The sequence below is a fragment of the Vibrio sp. D173a genome (assembly GCF_030248475.1).
This window is the reverse complement of the sequence record NZ_JAHGAH010000212.1, coordinates 1-18,501: the sequence shown is the minus strand read 5'-3', so window position 1 is coordinate 18,501 and position 18,501 is coordinate 1. Positions and strand designations below refer to the sequence as shown.

The window sequence follows — 18,501 nt, the reverse complement described above, 5'->3', positions numbered from 1 at the left end:
GAGGGTCTTTAAGTTGTGCTTGTCCAAATTGTTCTTGTGCCCAAAGTTTAGCGTCTGAGTGTGTCATCTTAGTGTTTCAGTAAGGATTGCTAAGTGATCAGATCACACACACTTGAAAGAGTTCAAAAAAAATCCCCAAGCTATAAGCTTGGGGATTTGTGTATAAGAGACAGGTGGTTACCCGGTTCATACAGCTTGCGATAAATCGTTAGCTCAGTAAGCATCTGCGCAGTAAAACGAACCACAAACTTCAGCAACTCGTTGTCAGAGTAACTTGCCAAGAGACTGTGAAACTCAATCGATGCAATGTGGTGTTCGCGTTCTTGATACACATCTTCTGGTGGCGTTTGGTACTTATCGATTTGCTGATCGAGGCTATCAAGTTGTTCATCGGTCAATGTGCCCGCCAACGATGCCGCGATCTCTGGCTCTAGCGATAAGCGGATTTGGTATAGGTCAGAAATCGAAACATCTTTAAAGAACAGGTAGTTGCTTAGCAGCGCCTGAGCTTTGTTCTCGCTCATTTCGCTCACGAACACACCGCCCTTTGGCCCGGTCTTAGTCGAGATAATACCTTGTGCCTCTAGGATGCGCATGCTTTCACGCACCGTGCTTTTTGACGCATCAAAAGTTTCCATCACGTCGGCTTCGCTTGGGAGACGATCGCCAGGTTGCAAAGCTTGATCGACAATCCACGCTTTGATCGATTCGACCAGTTGTTGAGTTCTACGTCCTTTTGCGCTGCTTGCCACATTATCCTCGCTGGTTTTTCTCGCGGTACCTATTGAATTCTGAAGGAAATTCAAAGGATGTCACCTGTTTTCTGCGTTTCTTTTTTTGGAAAAAGCGCGCATTGCTGATTATGAAACCATCCGATTATCGATCGAATCGCTCTCACAAAAAAGCCTATTTATCATGATAAATTAAAAATGAACATGGTTAGAAAAAGAGCGATTCAAAATGGAAAAATTTGTAGAAACTGCCAGCCTAGCGTGGGAATGGTTGGAAGACATTGCTCAGTGCAGCCAAACCCAAGACCCAGATAGCGAAGGTGTTACTCGTTTGTGTGCCAGTGAAGAGCACGCGAAAGCGAATGAAAAACTGCGCGAGTGGATGCTGCTGTCTGGTATGGAAGTGCGCATGGACAATGCTGCAAACCTTATTGGTCGCTACCACAGCCCAAATCCAAATGCACAGACGCTGATTTTTGGCTCCCACCAAGATAACGTGCCAAATGGCGGTAAATACGATGGCATCTTGGGTGTGATTCTACCGGTTGCGTTGATTCACTATTTTCATCAGCAGAAACTCGAGTTTCCATTCAATATCGATGTGATCGCTTTCAGTGATGAAGAGGGCACTCGATTCCAATCGACATTGCTCGGTTCAAAAGCGATATCTGGCACATTCGATCCAAGTGTGTTGGACGCACAAGATGCCAATGGCGTGAGCATGCGTGAAGCATTGACGTCGTTTGGTTGCCATCCAGAGCAAATAGAAAAAGACGCTTACGACAAAGATAAAGTGCTTGGTTTTGTAGAACTGCACATTGAGCAAGGTCCGCAGCTTGAACAAGCGAACCTGCCAGTCGGTGTGGTTACTGCCATCACGGGGATCGAGCGTCATACCTTGTCGATTGTTGGTAAAGCCGGACACGCAGGCACAGTGCCAATGGAAATGCGTCAAGATGCGTTAGTCGGGGCAGCTCAGGTCATCCACATGTTTGATCAACTGTGCAAACGTGAAGACGACCTAGTGGGTGTCGTGGGCAAAATTGCCAACTTCCCGAACGGTGTGAATGTGATTCCTCAGCAAACGGACATCACCATTGAGCTGCGCTCACCAAACGATGCTTCTCGCATTGCTGCGCGACAAGAAATGTTGGCGAATATCGAAACCTTGATGGCGCAGTACAACCTTGCGTATCGCCACGAGCAAACTTATGAGCAATCGGCCGTAACCTGTTCGGATTCACTTTCTACGGCGCTGACTCAAGCGATCGCGCTATCCAACATTGACACTAAACACCTATTCAGTGGCGCAGGTCACGATGGTCTAGCAGTGTGCGAACTGACGGAAATTGCAATGCTGTTTATGCGTTGTACAGATGGGGTTAGTCACCATCCTGATGAAGCGATTTTGCAACAAGACCTTGTTGCCGCAGTTGAGGTGCTTAACCACTTCTGCATGCTGATGAAACACCAATAAAAGCGAAATAACACAAAAGAGGGTGGGGATTCATCCTCTTTTTTACTTTCAAAACCAAGACTTGGTTTTAGTTTGTGAACGTGAAGGCCCATACCAATGGGTTTTCATTCCTATACTAAGGAGAGATTTTGTTATGGATATGACAAAGAAGATGGAGACAACACAGAAGAAGGCTTGGTACAAAAGCATGCCGGCCCCGATGGTCCTGATCTTTATGATTTTAGTGGTGACTTACCTACTGACCTTTGTTGTGCCTGCGGGGGAATTCTCACGCGTTGTTGTCGATGGCCGAACCACGGTTGTGCCGAACTCATTTGCCTATCTGAATGACGTTCCAGCGGTACATTTCTTTGATATTTTTGTCGCGATTCCGAAAGGTTTGATCAGTGCGGCGCCTTACTTGTTCATCGTATTTATCGCGGGTGGCTTGTTCCACATCTTGCAACGTACCGGAGCATTAGAGAACGCAATTGGTGTGGCGGTAAACAAAGCGGGTGTGAAGAACCGTAATCTGATCATCACCATCGGCACCTTTATCTACGGCTTCTTTGGCGTGGCGGTAGGCTTTGAGAACAACATCGCACTTGTTCCGGTTGCAGTTCTGATTTCTGCAGCGGTTGGTTACTCCAGCCTTGTCGGTACGGTAATGGCAGTGGGCGGTATCGGTGTTGGCTTTGCACTGTCACCAATCAACCCTTATACCGTAGGCGTGGCTCAAGGTATTGCAGAGCTGCCAACTTTCTCGGGCGCTTGGCTGCGTGCGGCGATGGTAATTTCCTCTCTTGCATTGCTGTCTTACTACATCTGTACTCGTGTGGCGAAGATGGAGTTTAAAGAGCCAGATTCAGCAGAAGGCTTAAGCAAAGATTTATCGGAATACCACCTAGAGAAGAAAGACAAACTGACCCTGGGCGTATTCCTAGCTGGTCTTGGTGTGATGCTTTACGGTGTATTTGCCAATGGCTGGTACATCAACGAGATCGCAGGCTTGTTCTTATTGATGGCTATTGTGATCGGCGCAGTCAACGGCTTAAGCGCCAATGGCATTGTGAAGCAAATGATGGAAGGTGCATCGGGCGTAACCGCAGGTGCATTGGTGATTGGTGTTGCGGCATCGATTCAAATCATCCTCGACCAAGCACAAATCATCGACACCATCGTTAACGCGTTAAGCTCACTGATCCAAGATATGCCGATTGCCATCTCTGCGATTGTTGCGAGTGTGGTGCAAGGTGTAATCAACCTATTCGTACCATCGGGCTCTGGTCAGGCAATGGTGACCATGCCAATCCTAATTCCTGTAGCTGACCTTACTGGCATGAGCCGCCAACTGATGATCACAGCATTCCAAGTGGGTGACGGTCTGACCAACCTTATCGTACCGACTTCTGGTGGTACGCTAGCAATGTTGGCACTTGGTCGCGTGTCTTACGAGCAGTGGCTCAAAGCCATCATGCCATTCATGGCGTTCGTTTATGTTCTATGTTGGGTAGCTCTGTTTGTTGGACAAATGGTTGGTTACTAACGCCTTTTATATTGAGAATCTATGACGATTTCACTTATACACGTTAACCCAGAAACAGGGTTATCGGCTTCCATTACAGCGACTGGTGGCGTTGCCGTCGGTGGCTACGTAAACCACAGTTGGCGTGGGATTGGCGCGTGTGCCACCCAAGGCTTGTTTACTAATCCTTGGTATGCCGACAACGCCAAGCGATGGTTATCTCAAGGGCTTTGTTGCCATTATGTGGTTGAGCGCTTGAAAGAGGGCGATGCTGAATTTGCTAAGCGCCAATGCATGGTAATGGATAAACATGGGCACGCGGCGTTTATCAATGGTGAAGAGAATATCGCGCACGTGGGTTCTCTTGTTTTTCAAGATCTCGCCGTCGCAGGCAACATGCTAGAAAGTGACGCGGTTATTGAAGCTTTTGCGGATTCATTTATGGCTCAGACAATGCTGAATGCTGAGCAAGTGAGAGCAGGGGACAAACCTCAATATCGTGATAACTATGAAGCAAGGTTAGCGGAAGTGCTCATTACTGCACTAGAAGCCGCGTTGGAAGCAGGCGGCGATAAGCGCGGTACGTATTCGGCTTCGCTTCGTATTGAAAGCTACACGCAAGCACCGATTGATATTCGCGTTGATTGGTCTGACGATAGCTTGATTGAAGACATGAGAAAGGTTCTGCGCCGCGTACAAGCGCCGAGCTTCCAAGAGTTTCTCAACGGATTGCCGAATCAATAAATCGACAGTTTTGCTGAGATTTGTTCAGAGACAAAAACAAAAAAGCCGAACAGCGTATCACTGTTCGGCTTTTTCATATCTTAACGAGGTGAGGGATTAGTACTTCACTTCGTAGTTCAAGTGGAAGCGGCGACCCGGTGCGTTGTAGTAACGTGAGTTGTTACGCTCTGATTGCGCGTACGCCGTCATATAGTCTTCGTTGAATAGGTTTTCAACAGCGAAGCTTAACGTACCGAACGGAAGATCGTAGTCCACACCAGCGTTTGCAACGAAGTAGCTGTCTACTGCGTATTTCGCGCCAGAAGTGATTTCATCTTCTTTATCACGGTTGCCTGAGTAAACCAGCGTCATGTTGTAGCGACCGAATTCGTAAGCGTCGTAACTGATAACAGACGTTACTTTCAATGGTGCGATACGCGTGCCGTCTAGTGGTTCCCAGCCGCTGTCTTCGTTAAGTTTACGCTCACCTTCTTGCCAAGAGATCGTGCTGTCTGTACGAAGGTTAGCAAGAATGCTGTAACCAAGCGTTGCTTCCGCACCCCAAACTTTCTCTGGTGCACGAGTACTTTCTAGTGCATCGCCTGCTTCGTTTACGTTCAGCGTCGAACCCAGGTCAGATTCGCTGTAGAACGCTGCAAGAGAGTAGTCCGCTTCACCAAGGAAGCCGCGCACACCCACTTCGTAGTTGTCAGTAGTAATTGGCTTGATAGCACCTTCAACTGTTGAGCTGTTACCAGAACGAATGTCACGTAGTGCTTCGTTCGTTGACATACCTTGCGCGAAAGACGCAAACAGCTGGTGGTTGTCGGTCAGATCGTGTGTCACACCAATGTTGAATAGGAACTCGTCAAAGTACGGATCACCGCCTTGAACTTGATCACCTGCATTGTTGTGCGTGTTACCTACCGTGAAATCATCCATGCTTAGACGTACGTACTCGTAACGGATACCGTAAGAAAGAACCGTGTTATCGCTTACATCAGTAATGAACTGTGCGAATGGTGCGATAGCAAACTGCTCTACATCCGGTGTGTTGTTGTAGAAACCAACGCTGTTTGGCTGTTTGAACGACTGTTGTTCAACGTCCATACCCCAAGTCACGAATGCCCAATCAATTTGGCTAGAGATGTTGGCTTTCACACCGAAACGATCAAAATCTGTCTCGTTGTGGCCATATAGCGTTTGACCAAAGGTTGGAGAATTTGGGTTCTTATCTTTCATCGCAAGCGTGAACGTCTCAGTATCTTGAGCCATCCAGTAACCCGTTACGTCGAGCATACCTAGGCTAAAGCCCAGATCTTGGTAACGTGCTTGGTAGTTAGCGAACGTACGTGTCACGTCATTTGGTTTCGCGCCATCTTTGCCTGCAACGCCGTTGTTGTAACCAGGGCCGCAGTGAACCGCTTCTGCAGGTTTGCCGTTAGCTGCGTCACCATTCGCCGCACACCAACCGTCGTTGTCAGTAATGTTACGAACGCCAACGGTTAAAGTTAGTGAACGATCTTCGTCGATGTTACGGTTCCAAACGCCGTTTACGTTTAGGTTGTCCATGTCATCTTCGTTGTTTACCGAAGGTAGGCGGTCACCGTTAGCATCGTAGCTGCCGCCACGTTGCTCGTAACCCAAACCTAAACGCCATTGATCTTTCTCATCACCACCCGTCGCTTCTTGGTACACGTTCCAAGTGAACGCATCGCTACCAAACTCTTGGAAGCTTGTGCCAACTTTAGTGCGGTATTCTACTGCACCTTCTTCTGGCATTTTGGTGATCACGTTGATGATACCGCCCTGTGCGCCAAGGCCGTATACCGCAGAACCACCACGGATAACTTCGATACGCTCTACGTTTTGTGGATCAATGGCCGACAACTCTTGGCCGAAGTCTAGGAAGCTGTTGTTTTGTGCAACGCCGTCAATCAATAACAGAACGCGACGACCACGAATTTGGTTTTGACCTTTGCTGCTCAGGTTACCGTGAACAGAAGTACCCATACCCGGAACCAACGTTGAAAGCACATCGTTGATGCTGCGGCTTTGGTTTAACTGAGATTGAAGTTGTTCTTGATCGATAACGGTCACAGAGCGAGGAACGTCGTTAAGCAGCTGTTGAGAACGGCTTGCGGTAACAACCATTGTTTCCATTGCTTGGACTTCGTCGTTACTTTCTGCTGAAACGCCGAAAGATGAAAGAGTAATTGCACTTACCACTGCAATATTTAGCTTAGATAGTTTGAGTTTCATAACTTCCTGCAACTAAAAGTTGTCTTTTATAAACTTGTTAATAAATCGATTTAGCTAGCGATTATTGAGCACTTTGTAATTGCGTGGTAGTCTAGCACGCAAAGAAGTAATGTAAATATCAATAATTATCATTTGTCATTTAATGAGCAATTTTACTGCAGTCGTTATCATTTCAATAATTAGCCAAATGCTGTCTATTCAGCTTGCTTATGCAAGTGGATTAAACGCATCCGTTGTCGATGATCTAGACCATACTATTTCGACGTCGAATGTGACCCATTTCCCGCGTGTTGCAAGCGTGTCTACTTTTGGTGCAGAGCTAGTAATAGCAATGGGTGAGAAGCCTGTTGGTGTGTCCGATTACCCCGGTGAATTTCCTCCTTATCTCTCTGCTTTAAATGACGTGCCAAGTCTTGGTAATCGTTCAAGAACCAGCTTTGAAGCTTTGTACGATGTTAAGCCAGATTTGGTCGTTGGTTTGGGGCGAATGTTAGAGCCTTACTATCAGCGCTTCGTCGAAATCGCACCGCCTCTCGGTTTTGATTTGATTACTTTAGAAGACAGTTTTTCTGCGGTAGAGCGTGCAAGCATGGCAATGGGTCGAGAAGAGCAAGGAAAGTCACTAAATATGTGCTTTAAGGCTTTTCTTGATGAAATGCAATCAAAGCTCGGTAATAGACAGTTTTCTGGTTTGTTTCTGACAAGTGCAGGCGTCACTCCGCGAGCATACTACTCACACTTTATGTCCGTCGCTCTTATGGAAAAATTGAATATCCGAAGTGCGAATGGTGATTCGCCGTACGCGACGAAAACGCCTTTTTCTGGACAGGTGGGTCTTGAGTGGTTGGTGAAACTCGATCCCGATGTGATTTTCATGTACCAGAACGCCGAGCCACAATTTACCGAATCGAAAATTTGGCAAAGCCTAAAAGCGGTGAAGAACAATCGAGTTTACTTGGTTGATATGACATGGCGAGAGCCAGAAGGGCCACTTTCACGAATTTGGGTTGCGATGGATATCGCCCACAAAGTGTATCCCGATCTTTTTCCTGCGCCTTCTGTTGAACGAGTTTATGAGGTGATCAATGGCTCATGCTCTTAGGATAACCAAACCAAGTGCGGTGATGGTTCGCAGTTTGGCGACGGCTTTGTTACTAGCTGTGGTTTATGCGTCTTTGTCGAGTGGCATTTACCATTTTGATGCACAGCAGATCATGGCGTTTTTGATTTCTGATTCAAGCAGCCAAGCATCTTTAGTGTTTTGGGAACTACGTTTACCTCGCACCTTAATCGCACTCTTTGGTGGGGCGGCGTTGGCGGTATCCGGCTCGCTCATGCAAGACATCGTTCGCAACCCGTTAGCGTCTCCAAACCTGACCGGTGTGATGTCTGGCGCTGCGCTTAGCGTGTTAACGGCGACCATGTTCTTGCTGCCATTGCCAACTTTGTTTTGGGGGATTGTAGGTGGTTTGCTTGGCGGCGCCATTACCTTATCCATTAGTTGGAAACAGGGCGTCACACCAGCGCGTTTGGCGTTAGCTGGCATTTCTGTAAGTGCGTTTTGCCAAGCAGCGGTGACCTACATTCTTCTGTCGGATCGCGTAGACAGTGAGTCACTGTTTTTCTGGTTAACGGGCAGTAACGCAGGCGCGAATTGGTCGGTGTTTACGCCGCTTGTTTATACCGTCATTCCTGCGTTTATCTTGCTTGCGGCGACACATCGACAGCGTGGTTACTTACTGCTAGATGACACGGTTGCTCGTGGTTTAGGTATCGCGATCAACCGTTATAGATTGGCGTTTGGTTTTGTCTCTGTCGTGCTTACTGCGGTTGCGGTTGGTGCATTTGGTCCTGTCGGTTTTGTTGGCCTTGTTGCCCCTCATCTCGCTCGCATGATGGGGTTGGGACTTGGCGGTGCAGCTTTGATTGGTGCGGCACTCGTTACTGCAGCAGATCTCCTTTCTCGAACCCTGCTTATGCCGTTGGAAATTCCGATTGGCGTCATTACCGCGACTTTAGGTGCGCCTTGGTTTCTTATGTTGATTGTTCGTAAGCTGAGAGGGAAATAATGAAAACGCGTTTCTTATTCCCTTGCTTGGCTTTGCTGGTGTTCGCTCCTGCACTGTTTATCGCTTCCAACCCAGAGCTTAGACAAGCAGGTGAACTGTTTATTACTCGCGGTACTTACCACCCATTTTGGTCGCTAACGTTACCAAGATTTTTGCTGGCGATTATGGCGGGTATGATGCTGGCAGTATCCGGCTTATTGCTGCAAACCACCCTCAAAAACCCGTTGGCAGACAGCGGTATTTTAGGGGTGAACGCTGGTGCTTCTCTTGGTGCTGTTTGTGCGATTTTGTTGCCCGCTTGGTTTAATTGGAATATCACCACAGAAAGCGCGTTGCTGCTGTTTTCAATGGCGGGTGGTTTGCTCAGTGCGATTCCTGTTTTGATCGTTAGCCGAATCGGAAATACCAGTCTCACTCTACTCACAGGTGTGGCGATCACGGCGATTCTTGGCGCATTGAGTTCGGCGCTGATCTTCACTATTGGTCAGGGTAAAACCGACATCGCATTGCAATGGATGGCGGGTGGTATGTATGGCCGAGGTTGGGAGCAAGTAAGTTATCTTCTGCCTTGGTTCTTGGCCTGTTTAGCGTTCATTGTTTTGGTGTATTTGCCATTGAAATGGGTACGCTACGATGATGCGATTTTGCGTGGTATTGGTATTAACGGTGCTTTGCTGCGTTTGGGGATTTTATTAGGCACGGTATTTATTACTGCGCCTGCTGTCTCAGCCGTTGGGCCGATTGGTTTTGTGGGATTGGTGATTCCGCACATTGCACGTTTGCTCAGTGCGAATGATCCTTTGCGAACCATGTTCACGACTTTGATTTTCGGCGCTGGCTTCCTCGCTCTTTCAGATGTTTTAGCCAAACACTTACTGTTCCCAACCGAAATCCCAGCGGGCGTGATTACCGCACTGCTTGGTGTGCCATTTTTCCTCTTCTTGTTAAGGAAACACTCATAATGACCCTATCTTCAAAAGGGCTTGAAGGGCAATCGCTCACCTCAGGCTACAACGATACGATGATCTTGAACGATGTGAACATCCGTCTTCAAGAAGGTAAGGTGACGGCGTTCATTGGCCCAAATGGGTGTGGGAAAAGTACGCTGATGAAGACCTTAACCGGTGCAATAAAAGCGAAAAAAGGCGACGTGACTTTTAAAGGTAAAGCGCTTAACCAATGGAAGCTTAAAGATCTCGCTAAGCACATTGCGATTCTGCCTCAACATCCTACTGCACCAGAAGGTGTATTGGTCGAGCAGCTTGTTGCGCTTGGTCGTGTTGCTCATCGCAAGTGGTATCAGGGCAACAGTGAGCGTGACCAAGAAGTGATTACTGAATCGCTTGCTTCTGTCGGGTTGGCTGGTTACGAAAAGCGTGTAGTGAGTACATTGTCGGGTGGTGAGCGTCAGCGCGTTTGGCTGGCGATGTGTTTGGCGCAAGAAGCTCAGTGGTTATTGCTGGATGAACCAACCAGTTATCTCGATTTAGGTCACCAACTCGAGCTACTCGAAGTGCTCGATAAGTTGAACAAGGAACGCAACTTAACCATCGTTTATGTTCTCCATGAGCTGAGCCAAGCTGCACAGTTCTGCGATGAACTGGTACTAATGAAAAAAGGTCAGATCTTAAAACAGGGAGCGCCTTTGGACGTGCTCACTGAATCGACCCTTGAATCGGTGTTTAAAGTGGAAGGAAAAATGGAAGTCATTGATGGCTACGTTTACTGTTTACCAAAAGCTTATGTTCGTGAGGAAGTGCGTTAATGGAAAACCTGTTTAATCAGTTTCGTACTTTAGTGTCTTTGCCTGAGAATGTTAAAACGCTGAGTGTCAGCGAGCAGCAAGCCATCTTGAATCGACACGAACCTTTCTTCCGCTTACGTTTTGCTGAACAGCTGAAAGGCATTAAAGCCAGTGAATGGTTTGAGCGTGAGTTTCCTGCTGTTGTGCAAGATTACGCAGATTCTATTGAGGCGAAATTGCCATTTGCCGTGCCGATTTGGCAGAAAGTGTTCAACGCGATTTTGCTCACGTCGCTGGTCGGTCACCGTGTGGTGTTTGATCGCGTGTTGCAGTTAACACTCGATGATCTGTATCTGACGATTGGTGAAGACCATCGTGTCGCAAGCATTGAAGTGTCGAGTGCAACGCCTTTCTTTGCTCTTGAGAATGGCAACGAAAACGCAATGCAAGTGGAATCGGAACTGGCCTTAGATGAGAAACTCGCGCAAGTCATTACGACGCTCTCGGAGCCATTGGTGCCGTTGTACAAAAAGCAGAAAGTCAGCCCTAAAGTATTTTGGGGGAATGCCTTGTACGCGTGTGATTTGGCGTTTTCTAAACTTGCGCATCAACCATTGGCAAATGACAGGTTAGATCTAGACGTGCAAGCTACATCAAAGTGGCAGCAAAACCTATTTAACGCGGTAACACCAAAAGGCGGTGAGTTAAACGCGGTGAAAAAGGTGACCTTTAATGGTTTTCAAAAGCTCTACGTGAGACGAGAAACGTGCTGTCTGAAATACAAAATTGAAGGCAAAGAAAAGTGCTCAACCTGTAACTTGCACGAATCAGAAATCCAAGAAAATATCATGCGTAACAAGCTGCTTAGTGCTATCGCATAGTTTTGCCTGCATCGCTTGTTGATATCCTTTCCCTCATCGGCGATTTTCCAATTGAGAATCGCCGTTCTAAATCAAGCCATACGCTTTTAAAATCACAATCCCTACGGTACAAGTCACTGTTGAAAGCACAGTTGTCAAAGCAATGATGTTCGCTGCTAAGACGGAGTTTCCTCCCATCGAGCGTGCCATCACATAACTTGCCGCCGCCACAGGAGAGGCGTTCATAAAGAACAGAATGCCAAGCTCAATCCCTCTAAAGCCGACTAAATACGCGCCTGTGGTAATCACAATAGGGGCGACGATCAGTTTGTAGCTGCTGGCGAACCAAGACGGTCCTTTCTCTTTCTTCATCAAACTTAAATCGAGTGAGCCACCGGTACACAAGAGGGCGAGGGGAAGCGTCATCTTCGATAGATAGTTACCGGCATCAATTGCCACATCTGGAACCGGAATCGACAGAAGGTAGAACACCATGCCAGAGACAATCGCGATGATCAGTGGGTTGCGGGTTAAGGTTCTTACCATCATTTTGGCGGCTTGAGATCCAGACGTTGCGCTTTTTGGAGACAGACAAATCACCGCTTGTACGTTATAGATAAAGGTGGTTACCGCAACATAAAGTGCAGCCAGAGCCACACCTTGAGAACCGTAAGCATTCGCCACATACGCAATACCTATGATGCCCGTATTAGCGCGAAAGCCACCTTGAATCAAAACACCTTGGTCTGGTGAAGATTTGAAGAACAGTTTGACGGAAATATAGGTGAAGATGAAAAACGAAATGCTGGCAACAATGCCGTAATTGACAAAGCCACTGGCTGCGGAGAAATCGTGTTCGGAGACGACGATACTCAAAAACAACATCGCAGGCAGCGTGACCTGAAACACCAGTTTAGAACCGACTTCGATAAAGTTGTCGTTGATAAGCCCAATGCGTTTGAAGATAACGCCCAACACTAGCATCAAGCAGATGGGGCCAGTGATCGACAACGAGAATTGCAACTGATGTAAAACAGCATCCATGAGTGTATCCGCAGCAAAAAAGTGTTCTTTCTAGTTATTCCCCAATGGAACCATAACTTAACGATGGGAAACAGTAGGGTGATGATATTTTCTTCAGTAATTGCGGGGTTCTGGCAAAGATTAGAGGGAACAGGTTCGACAATTTTGCTCTAAATGGTGCGTTCATTGTGTAAATCGTTTTGCTCCTCCCATACGTGTACAGAGTCTTTTATTGCTAAAGTTGTCATTAGCAGTTTGCGAACGGATAACCTCATGATGGGTAAAGTACTTTGTATCGCTTTGTTTCTTTGTCTTTTTCATTTTCCACTCCTGCTTTGGAATTGTCGCCGCTAAGGGCCGAGCCTTATGTCGGGGATTTGGAAGTGTTGAAGGAGAAAAAAGCCGTTCGTATTCTCGTCTCTGCTGATCTCGGTTTTTACTACATCCAAAACGGCAAGCCGAAAGGCATCATCTCTGAGCTCATTCATGAACTTGAACGCCACTTGCACAAGAACAACAAGGCGATAAACATTCAGGTGATCCCTGTGGCGAGAAATGAGCTCATCCCCAAACTGATCGCTGGATATGGCGACATCATCGTGGCGAACTTAACCGTCACCAATGAGCGTAAAGAGCTGATCGCATTCAGCGCGCCAGTACGGGAAAACGTCTCGGAAATCATCGTAACTAACGGCAAGCACTCTGATATAACAACCATTGATGAGCTGAGTGGTTTAGACATCTGGGTAAGAGAGAGCTCCAGCTATCACAAGAGCTTAACGAAGGCGAACAACTACTTAAGCATCAAAAAGAAGCCTCTCATCAATATCATGTTTCTTGATGAGATCATTCAAGACTATGAGATCCTTGAGATGATCAGCGCTGGCTTTATTGATGTCACCGTGCTTGATCAGCATAAAACAGGCATGTGGGGCAATATCTTCCCTGATGTTATTTTCCATAATCAATTGACGGTCAGAGACAATGCGCAAATTGCTTGGGGGATAAGAAAAGATTCCCTACAACTTGAGCAAGCGGTAAACAAGTTCATCAAGCAAGTCAGGATTGGCACCTTATTCGGCAACGTGGTCAATGAAAGGTATCTAGAAAACGACAAGTGGTTAAAGAAGTTCCTCAAGCGAGAGAATGTGACGCGCGCTAAAGAGCTTTGGGATATCTTCTATCTCTATGCTCAAGAGTATCAGTTCAACCACTTATTAATGATGGCGCAAGGCTTTCAAGAGTCGGGGTTGAATCAGAATGTTATCTCGCACAAAGGTGCCGTGGGCATCATGCAAATATTACCGACCACTGCAAGAGACAGGGCGATAAACATCTCCAATATCTACGAAAAAGAGCCCAATATTCACGCGGGCTTGAAATACATGCATTACCTGAGGAAGTACTTTTTTAACGATGAGGCGATAAGCGAAAGCGACATCATTTACTTCTGTCTAGCAGCCTACAATGCAGGGCCCGGCAACATCAGAAAGATGAGAAGAATCGCAGAAGAAAAAGGCTATGACCCAAATGTATGGTTCGATAATGTGGAAGTTGTGACGCGACAATACATAGGGATGGAGCCAATAGGCTATGTGACTAACATTAACCGCTACTTCATTGCGTATAAGCTTTTAAAGCGATTGAACAACCGCCGCAGTGAGCTTGAGCCTTACCTTCATCCTCCTTACAAACGTTCTGCGATTAAGCTCTATTATTAGTTCGCAATTGTACGCTTGCCTTTTCCTGACTCGAATACATTCAGTTCGAACTGATGGACTTTAAACTCGCGGCTCTCGAAATCATTAACGAGAACCTCCCTGCCGAGTGCGAAGGGAGGTTCTTTGTATTGCTCAATATGCTTTATAGGTCAAAGCGATCGTTATTCATCACTTTCACCCACGCGGCCACAAAGTCTTGCACAAACTTCTCTTTGTTGTCGTCTTGAGCGTAAACCTCAGCATAAGAGCGAAGTACGGAGTTAGAGCCGAACACCAAATCCACGCGTGATGCTGTCCATTTGGTTTGGCCAGAAGCACGCTCACGGATTTCGTATTGGTTGTCACCGGCTGGATGCCATGTGTAGCTCATATCGGTGAGGTGGACGAAAAAGTCATTGGTCAGAGCGCCGACGTTATCGGTGAACACACCTTGGCTCGTACCGCCATAGTTCGTGCCGAGAACGCGCATACCACCGATAAGCACCGTCATCTCGACGGCGGTCAATTGCATCAACTGGCTGCGCTCCAGTAAGAGCTCTTCCGCAGTGACCACGTAATCGGATTTTAGCCAGTTACGGAATCCATCATGAATGGGTTCCAGCACATCAAACGACTCTGCATCCGTCATGGCATCCGTGGCGTCTCCGCGACCTTGGCTAAATGGCACAGAGATGTTCATCCCCGCATTCGATGCCGCCTTCTCGATGCCAACGCCGCCTGCAAGAACAATTAAATCCGCCATGCTGATAGGGGAGTGATGCATCGTGCGAATTGCATCCAGTACGTTGAGCACTTTCTGCAACCTTTCTGGCTCGTTACCTACCCAGTCTTTTTGTGGAGCAAGACGAATACGAGCGCCATTTGCACCGCCGCGACGGTCAGAGCCGCGGTAAGTGCGTGCGCTGTCCCATGCTGTCGAAACGAGTTCAGCAATGCTCAATTCGCTATTGAGAATCGCCATCTTTAGTGCATCGATATTGTCTTCAGATAGGTAGTAAGACACCGGTGGCACCGGATCTTGCCATATCAAATCTTCCGCTGGCACATCGGGGCCAAGGTAACGAGACTTAGGGCCTAAATCGCGGTGTGTTAGTTTGAACCAAGCGCGAGCAAAACAGTCTTCGAACTCTTTTGGATTGTCACGAAAGCGCTCTGCAATCTTGCGATATTCTGGGTCATACTTGAGTGCCATATCCGCATCGGTCATCATCGGATTGTGACGGATGCTTGAGTCTTCCACATCCACTGGCATGTCTTCTTCTTTGATGTCTATCGGTTCCCACTGGGCGGCGCCAGCAGGGCTCTTGGTGATTTCCCAATCGTAGGTGAACAGCAAGTGGAAGTAGCCGTTATCCCACTTCGTTGGATACGTCGTCCACGCGCCTTCAACGCCACTTGTGACGGTATCACGTCCTATGCCTCGAGAGGTCTTATTAAGCCAGCCAAAACCTTGGTCTTCAATTTCTGCGCCTTCAGGCTCTGGCCCAAGTACCGAAGCATCGCCATTACCATGAGCTTTACCCACGGTATGACCGCCAGCGGTTAGCGCAACGGTTTCTTCATCGTTCATTGCCATGCGCGCAAAGGTGACTCGCATGTCGTGTGCGGTTTTGAGTGGGTCTGGTTTGCCATCGACGCCTTCTGGGTTCACGTAAATCAAGCCCATCATCACCGCGGCGAGTGGGTTCTCAAGATCGCGCTCACCAGAGTAACGGTTATTCTCACCGCCGCTCGGTTGCAGCCACTCCTTCTCTGCGCCCCAGTAGATGTCCTTTTCTGGGTGCCAAATGTCTTCACGACCGCCTGCAAAACCGAACGTTTTAAAGCCCATCGATTCATAAGCCATGTTGCCAGCAAGAATCATTAAATCGGCCCAAGAGAGCTTATTGCCGTATTTTCTTTTGATTGGCCACAATAGACGTCGTGCTTTTTCTAGGTTGCCGTTATCAGGCCAACTGTTGAGTGGCGCAAAACGCTGGTTACCTCGGCTCGCACCGCCACGACCATCCGCAATTCTGTACGTACCTGCTGAGTGCCACGCCATGCGAATCATCAAGCCACCGTAATGGCCCCAATCCGCTGGCCACCAATCTTGGCTGTCAGTCATCAGATCTTTCAGGTCTTTTTTCACTTCCTCGAAATCGAGCGAGTTAAATGCGTCGGCATAGTTAAAATCCGCGCCCATTGGATCGGTCTTATGATCGTGCTGATGAAGAATTTCGAGGTTGAGGCTTTTCGGCCACCAATTGAACTCGCTGGCTTGTTGGTTAGTATTCGCTCCATGTATAACAGGACATTTGGAGTGATGGTTTTTGTCGCTCATCTCTTGCTCCCTGACTGGGGGTTAGTGTCCTGACAGTTTAGTTACGAGTTACATATTTCGCCTTCGTGGTTTCGCTCAATTTTTCAAGGTTTTGGTCAAAAGATGATCCGCGTCATCCTTATCCTATTTAACAGTATTTGATGCTAAATAAGTTCAGTTCTTATCCATTAAAAATCGAAATAATCGCTTTCTCACCGAAGAGTCTAAACTGCGCTTTTTAAGAAACGTAACTGTGTAAATCATGTTGGTTTTCATTGAACTTGTTCTAACGTCATCACACTTCTCGGACGAAGTGGTTTAAGTTTTAGTCAAAAATCGTAAGGCTGTATTCAGCAGAGTGAATCGAAGAAAGTGTGATGTATCGATTTACCGAAAAGGATTTACCACTGTCCCACTCAATATGAGAACGGAGCAAGCAGCGTTGCTCGGGTGCTCTAAAGTCGAGAAGTAAAGGATGAGAAGCAAACAAAACAAAGCGGTATTGTGCGCATTTGTATCAGGCAGCCTGTTTGGCGCCGCCCTGGTCATCGCCATGTATATCCAGATTTGATGCGGTGTTGGCGAACGTGTCAAAACTGAAAAATCAAATTGTACAAGGAGTAGGGTTGTTTTCAGCTCTGCTCCTTGTTAGGTTAAAAGACATGAAAACGACATTTACTCCTTCATCAAACTTCTTCTGGTGGCGCTCTAATTAGAGCGGCGCGGAATCCTGACATTCTTACGCTGCTGGATGGTAGCTAAGCGTGTCTTGTCTTTTTTATCTCCAGTAGCGATCTAAATTTATTCGGAGATAAGTTATGAACACCAAACAAAATAACCAACAACGCGAAATCATTCTTACTGGCGACCGAGCAACAGGCTCATTACATTTAGGCCATTACGTTGGTTCTCTGCAACAACGTGTTGCGCTGCAATCTCAACATGACCAAACCATTTTGGTTGCCGACATGCAGGGCTTAACCGATAACGCGCATAACCCTTCCAAGGTTTCTTCCAATATCTTAAACGTGGTGGCCGATTATCTCGCTGTGGGCATCGACCCGGCTCAGACCACCATCTGTTTGCAATCTCAAGTGCCAGCGCTTGCAGAACTGACTATGTACTACAGCAACTTAGTTTCGATCGCGCGATTAGAGCGTAACCCAACCGTAAAAAATGAAATTCAAAATAAGGGCTTTGAGCGTTCGATTCCGACTGGTTTCCTGACTTACCCAATCTCGCAAGCGGCCGATATCACCGGCTTTCATGCAACCTTAGTCCCTGTTGGTGATGATCAACTGCCGATGCTAGAACAAACTAATGAAATCGTAAGAAAGATAAACCATCTTAGCGGAAAAGAGATTCTGAAAGAGTGTCGTCCGCTGCTGAGTGACGCGCCACGTTTGCCAAGTACTGATGGTAAAAACAAAATGTCGAAAAGCATGGGTAACGCCATTAACCTAGGCGCGACAGAGAAAGAAATCTCAGCCGCCGTGACGTCTATGTACACTGATCCAAACCACTTACGCATCGAAGACCCAGGCCAAGTAGAAGGCAACATCGTGTTCACTTATCTTGATGCGTTCCATACCGATAAAGCGTATGTGGAAGAGTTAAAAGCGCACTACCGTCGTGGCGGATTGGGAGACGGCACAACCAAGAAAGTATTGGAAGAGTGCTTACAAGAAATGCTGCGACCAATTCGAGAAAAACGTGCGATGTTCTTAGACGACAAAGCGCAGCTGATCGACATACTGAAACAAGGCAGCCAACGCTCACGTGAGAAAACGGAACAAGTTCTGTTTGATGTGAAAGGCGTATTCGGTTTGAACCTGTTCTGAAGCCGCTTTTGGTGACAGCGAGCTCTACATAAGTTCCAGCTCGCTGTCCCCAGATTCCTAGTCGCGCTTAGGCTTGCTGGAATGACCCGTTTGAGATTTGGGCGATGGTTTATAGGGACTTAACTCGCACTGAGACTCGCAACAGCGTCATTTCCTAGAGTGAAGAATGAGCGAGTAGGGAATCTCATTTCACACTCATGCCCGAAATGTCGTCATTCTGAAAAACGAGGAACGTATATGGACT

14 protein-coding genes and 1 pseudogene are annotated in these 18,501 nt (G+C 47.3%); 10 read left to right on the top strand and 5 right to left on the bottom strand.

The genetic code is table 11. The annotated features are described in order from the left end of the window. Positions 1–173: 173 nt before the first annotated feature. Positions 174–752: pseudogene (locus KIV40_RS20190) on the bottom strand (FadR/GntR family transcriptional regulator); the annotation flags it as partial. Between the two features lie 208 nt (positions 753–960). On the opposite strand from KIV40_RS20190, the gene KIV40_RS20185 reads away from it, so the two are divergent. The 3 genes from KIV40_RS20185 (at position 961) to KIV40_RS20175 (ending at position 4,456) form a co-directional block, all read left to right on the top strand. Continuing rightward, positions 961–2,208, top strand: coding sequence for a M20 family metallo-hydrolase (locus KIV40_RS20185; protein WP_285350974.1), 1,248 nt, complete (start codon positions 961–963; stop codon positions 2,206–2,208). A 133-nt stretch (positions 2,209–2,341) separates the two neighbouring features. Further along, positions 2,342–3,733, top strand: coding sequence for a YfcC family protein (locus KIV40_RS20180; protein WP_285350973.1), 1,392 nt, complete (start codon positions 2,342–2,344; stop codon positions 3,731–3,733). A 21-nt stretch (positions 3,734–3,754) separates the two neighbouring features. After that, positions 3,755–4,456 (top strand): DUF1028 domain-containing protein, encoded by a 702-nt coding sequence (locus KIV40_RS20175; RefSeq protein WP_285350972.1) that lies wholly within the window; start codon positions 3,755–3,757, stop codon positions 4,454–4,456. A 96-nt stretch (positions 4,457–4,552) separates the two neighbouring features. Here the strand turns inward: KIV40_RS20175 and KIV40_RS20170 are convergent, their stop codons facing one another. Then, positions 4,553–6,697: a TonB-dependent receptor gene (locus tag KIV40_RS20170; RefSeq protein WP_012127574.1), complete on the bottom strand. Its 2,145-nt coding sequence runs from the start codon at positions 6,695–6,697 to the stop codon at positions 4,553–4,555. A gap of 142 nt (positions 6,698–6,839) precedes the next feature. Here KIV40_RS20170 and KIV40_RS20165 point away from each other — a divergent pair, with 142 nt between their 5' ends. From KIV40_RS20165 to KIV40_RS20145, 5 genes are read left to right on the top strand one after another with little or no spacing between them, the layout of a single operon-like run. Beyond that, positions 6,840–7,799 carry an ABC transporter substrate-binding protein gene (locus KIV40_RS20165; RefSeq protein ID WP_012127575.1) on the top strand — a complete coding sequence of 320 codons (960 nt, stop codon included), beginning with the start codon at positions 6,840–6,842 and terminating at the stop codon, positions 7,797–7,799. After that, entirely contained in the window at positions 7,783–8,766 is a 984-nt protein-coding gene (locus tag KIV40_RS20160) for an iron ABC transporter permease (protein ID WP_012127576.1), read from the top strand. Before KIV40_RS20165 ends, KIV40_RS20160 begins: the two co-directional genes overlap by 17 nt. Continuing rightward, positions 8,766–9,728, top strand: a complete 963-nt coding sequence (locus KIV40_RS20155; RefSeq protein ID WP_012127577.1) for an iron ABC transporter permease — start codon at positions 8,766–8,768, stop codon at positions 9,726–9,728. Before KIV40_RS20160 ends, KIV40_RS20155 begins: the two co-directional genes overlap by 1 nt. Continuing rightward, positions 9,728–10,531 carry an ABC transporter ATP-binding protein gene (locus KIV40_RS20150; RefSeq protein WP_009705685.1) on the top strand — a complete coding sequence of 268 codons (804 nt, stop codon included), beginning with the start codon at positions 9,728–9,730 and terminating at the stop codon, positions 10,529–10,531. Before KIV40_RS20155 ends, KIV40_RS20150 begins: the two co-directional genes overlap by 1 nt. Next, positions 10,531–11,391: a (2Fe-2S)-binding protein gene (locus tag KIV40_RS20145; RefSeq protein WP_285350967.1), complete on the top strand. Its 861-nt coding sequence runs from the start codon at positions 10,531–10,533 to the stop codon at positions 11,389–11,391. The genes KIV40_RS20150 and KIV40_RS20145 overlap by 1 nt, the downstream gene beginning before the upstream one ends. 66 nt (positions 11,392–11,457) lie before the next feature. On the opposite strand, the gene KIV40_RS20140 is transcribed toward KIV40_RS20145, so the two are convergent. Both KIV40_RS20140 and KIV40_RS20135 read right to left on the bottom strand, forming a co-directional pair. Then, a complete protein-coding gene (locus KIV40_RS20140; protein ID WP_285350965.1) occupies positions 11,458–12,414 on the bottom strand; it encodes an AEC family transporter in 957 nt (318 codons plus the stop codon). Positions 12,415–12,576: 162 nt separating this feature from the next. Beyond that, positions 12,577–12,714: a hypothetical protein gene (locus KIV40_RS20135; RefSeq protein ID WP_021017817.1), complete on the bottom strand. Its 138-nt coding sequence runs from the start codon at positions 12,712–12,714 to the stop codon at positions 12,577–12,579. Positions 12,715–12,776: 62 nt separating this feature from the next. Between KIV40_RS20135 and KIV40_RS20130 the strand changes: the two genes are divergently transcribed. After that, the gene (locus KIV40_RS20130; RefSeq protein WP_285350962.1) at positions 12,777–14,114 is read left to right on the top strand and encodes a lytic transglycosylase F; all 1,338 of its coding nucleotides are present in this window, start codon (positions 12,777–12,779) and stop codon (positions 14,112–14,114) included. Between the two features lie 142 nt (positions 14,115–14,256). Here KIV40_RS20130 and katG read toward each other — a convergent pair whose 3' ends face one another. Beyond that, positions 14,257–16,437 (bottom strand): catalase/peroxidase HPI, encoded by a 2,181-nt coding sequence (gene katG / locus KIV40_RS20125; RefSeq protein ID WP_285350959.1) that lies wholly within the window; start codon positions 16,435–16,437, stop codon positions 14,257–14,259. Between the two features lie 797 nt (positions 16,438–17,234). On the opposite strand from katG, the gene trpS reads away from it, so the two are divergent. Then, entirely contained in the window at positions 17,235–18,257 is a 1,023-nt protein-coding gene (trpS, locus tag KIV40_RS20120; protein ID WP_285350958.1) for a tryptophan--tRNA ligase, read from the top strand. Positions 18,258–18,501: the final 244 nt, after the last annotated feature.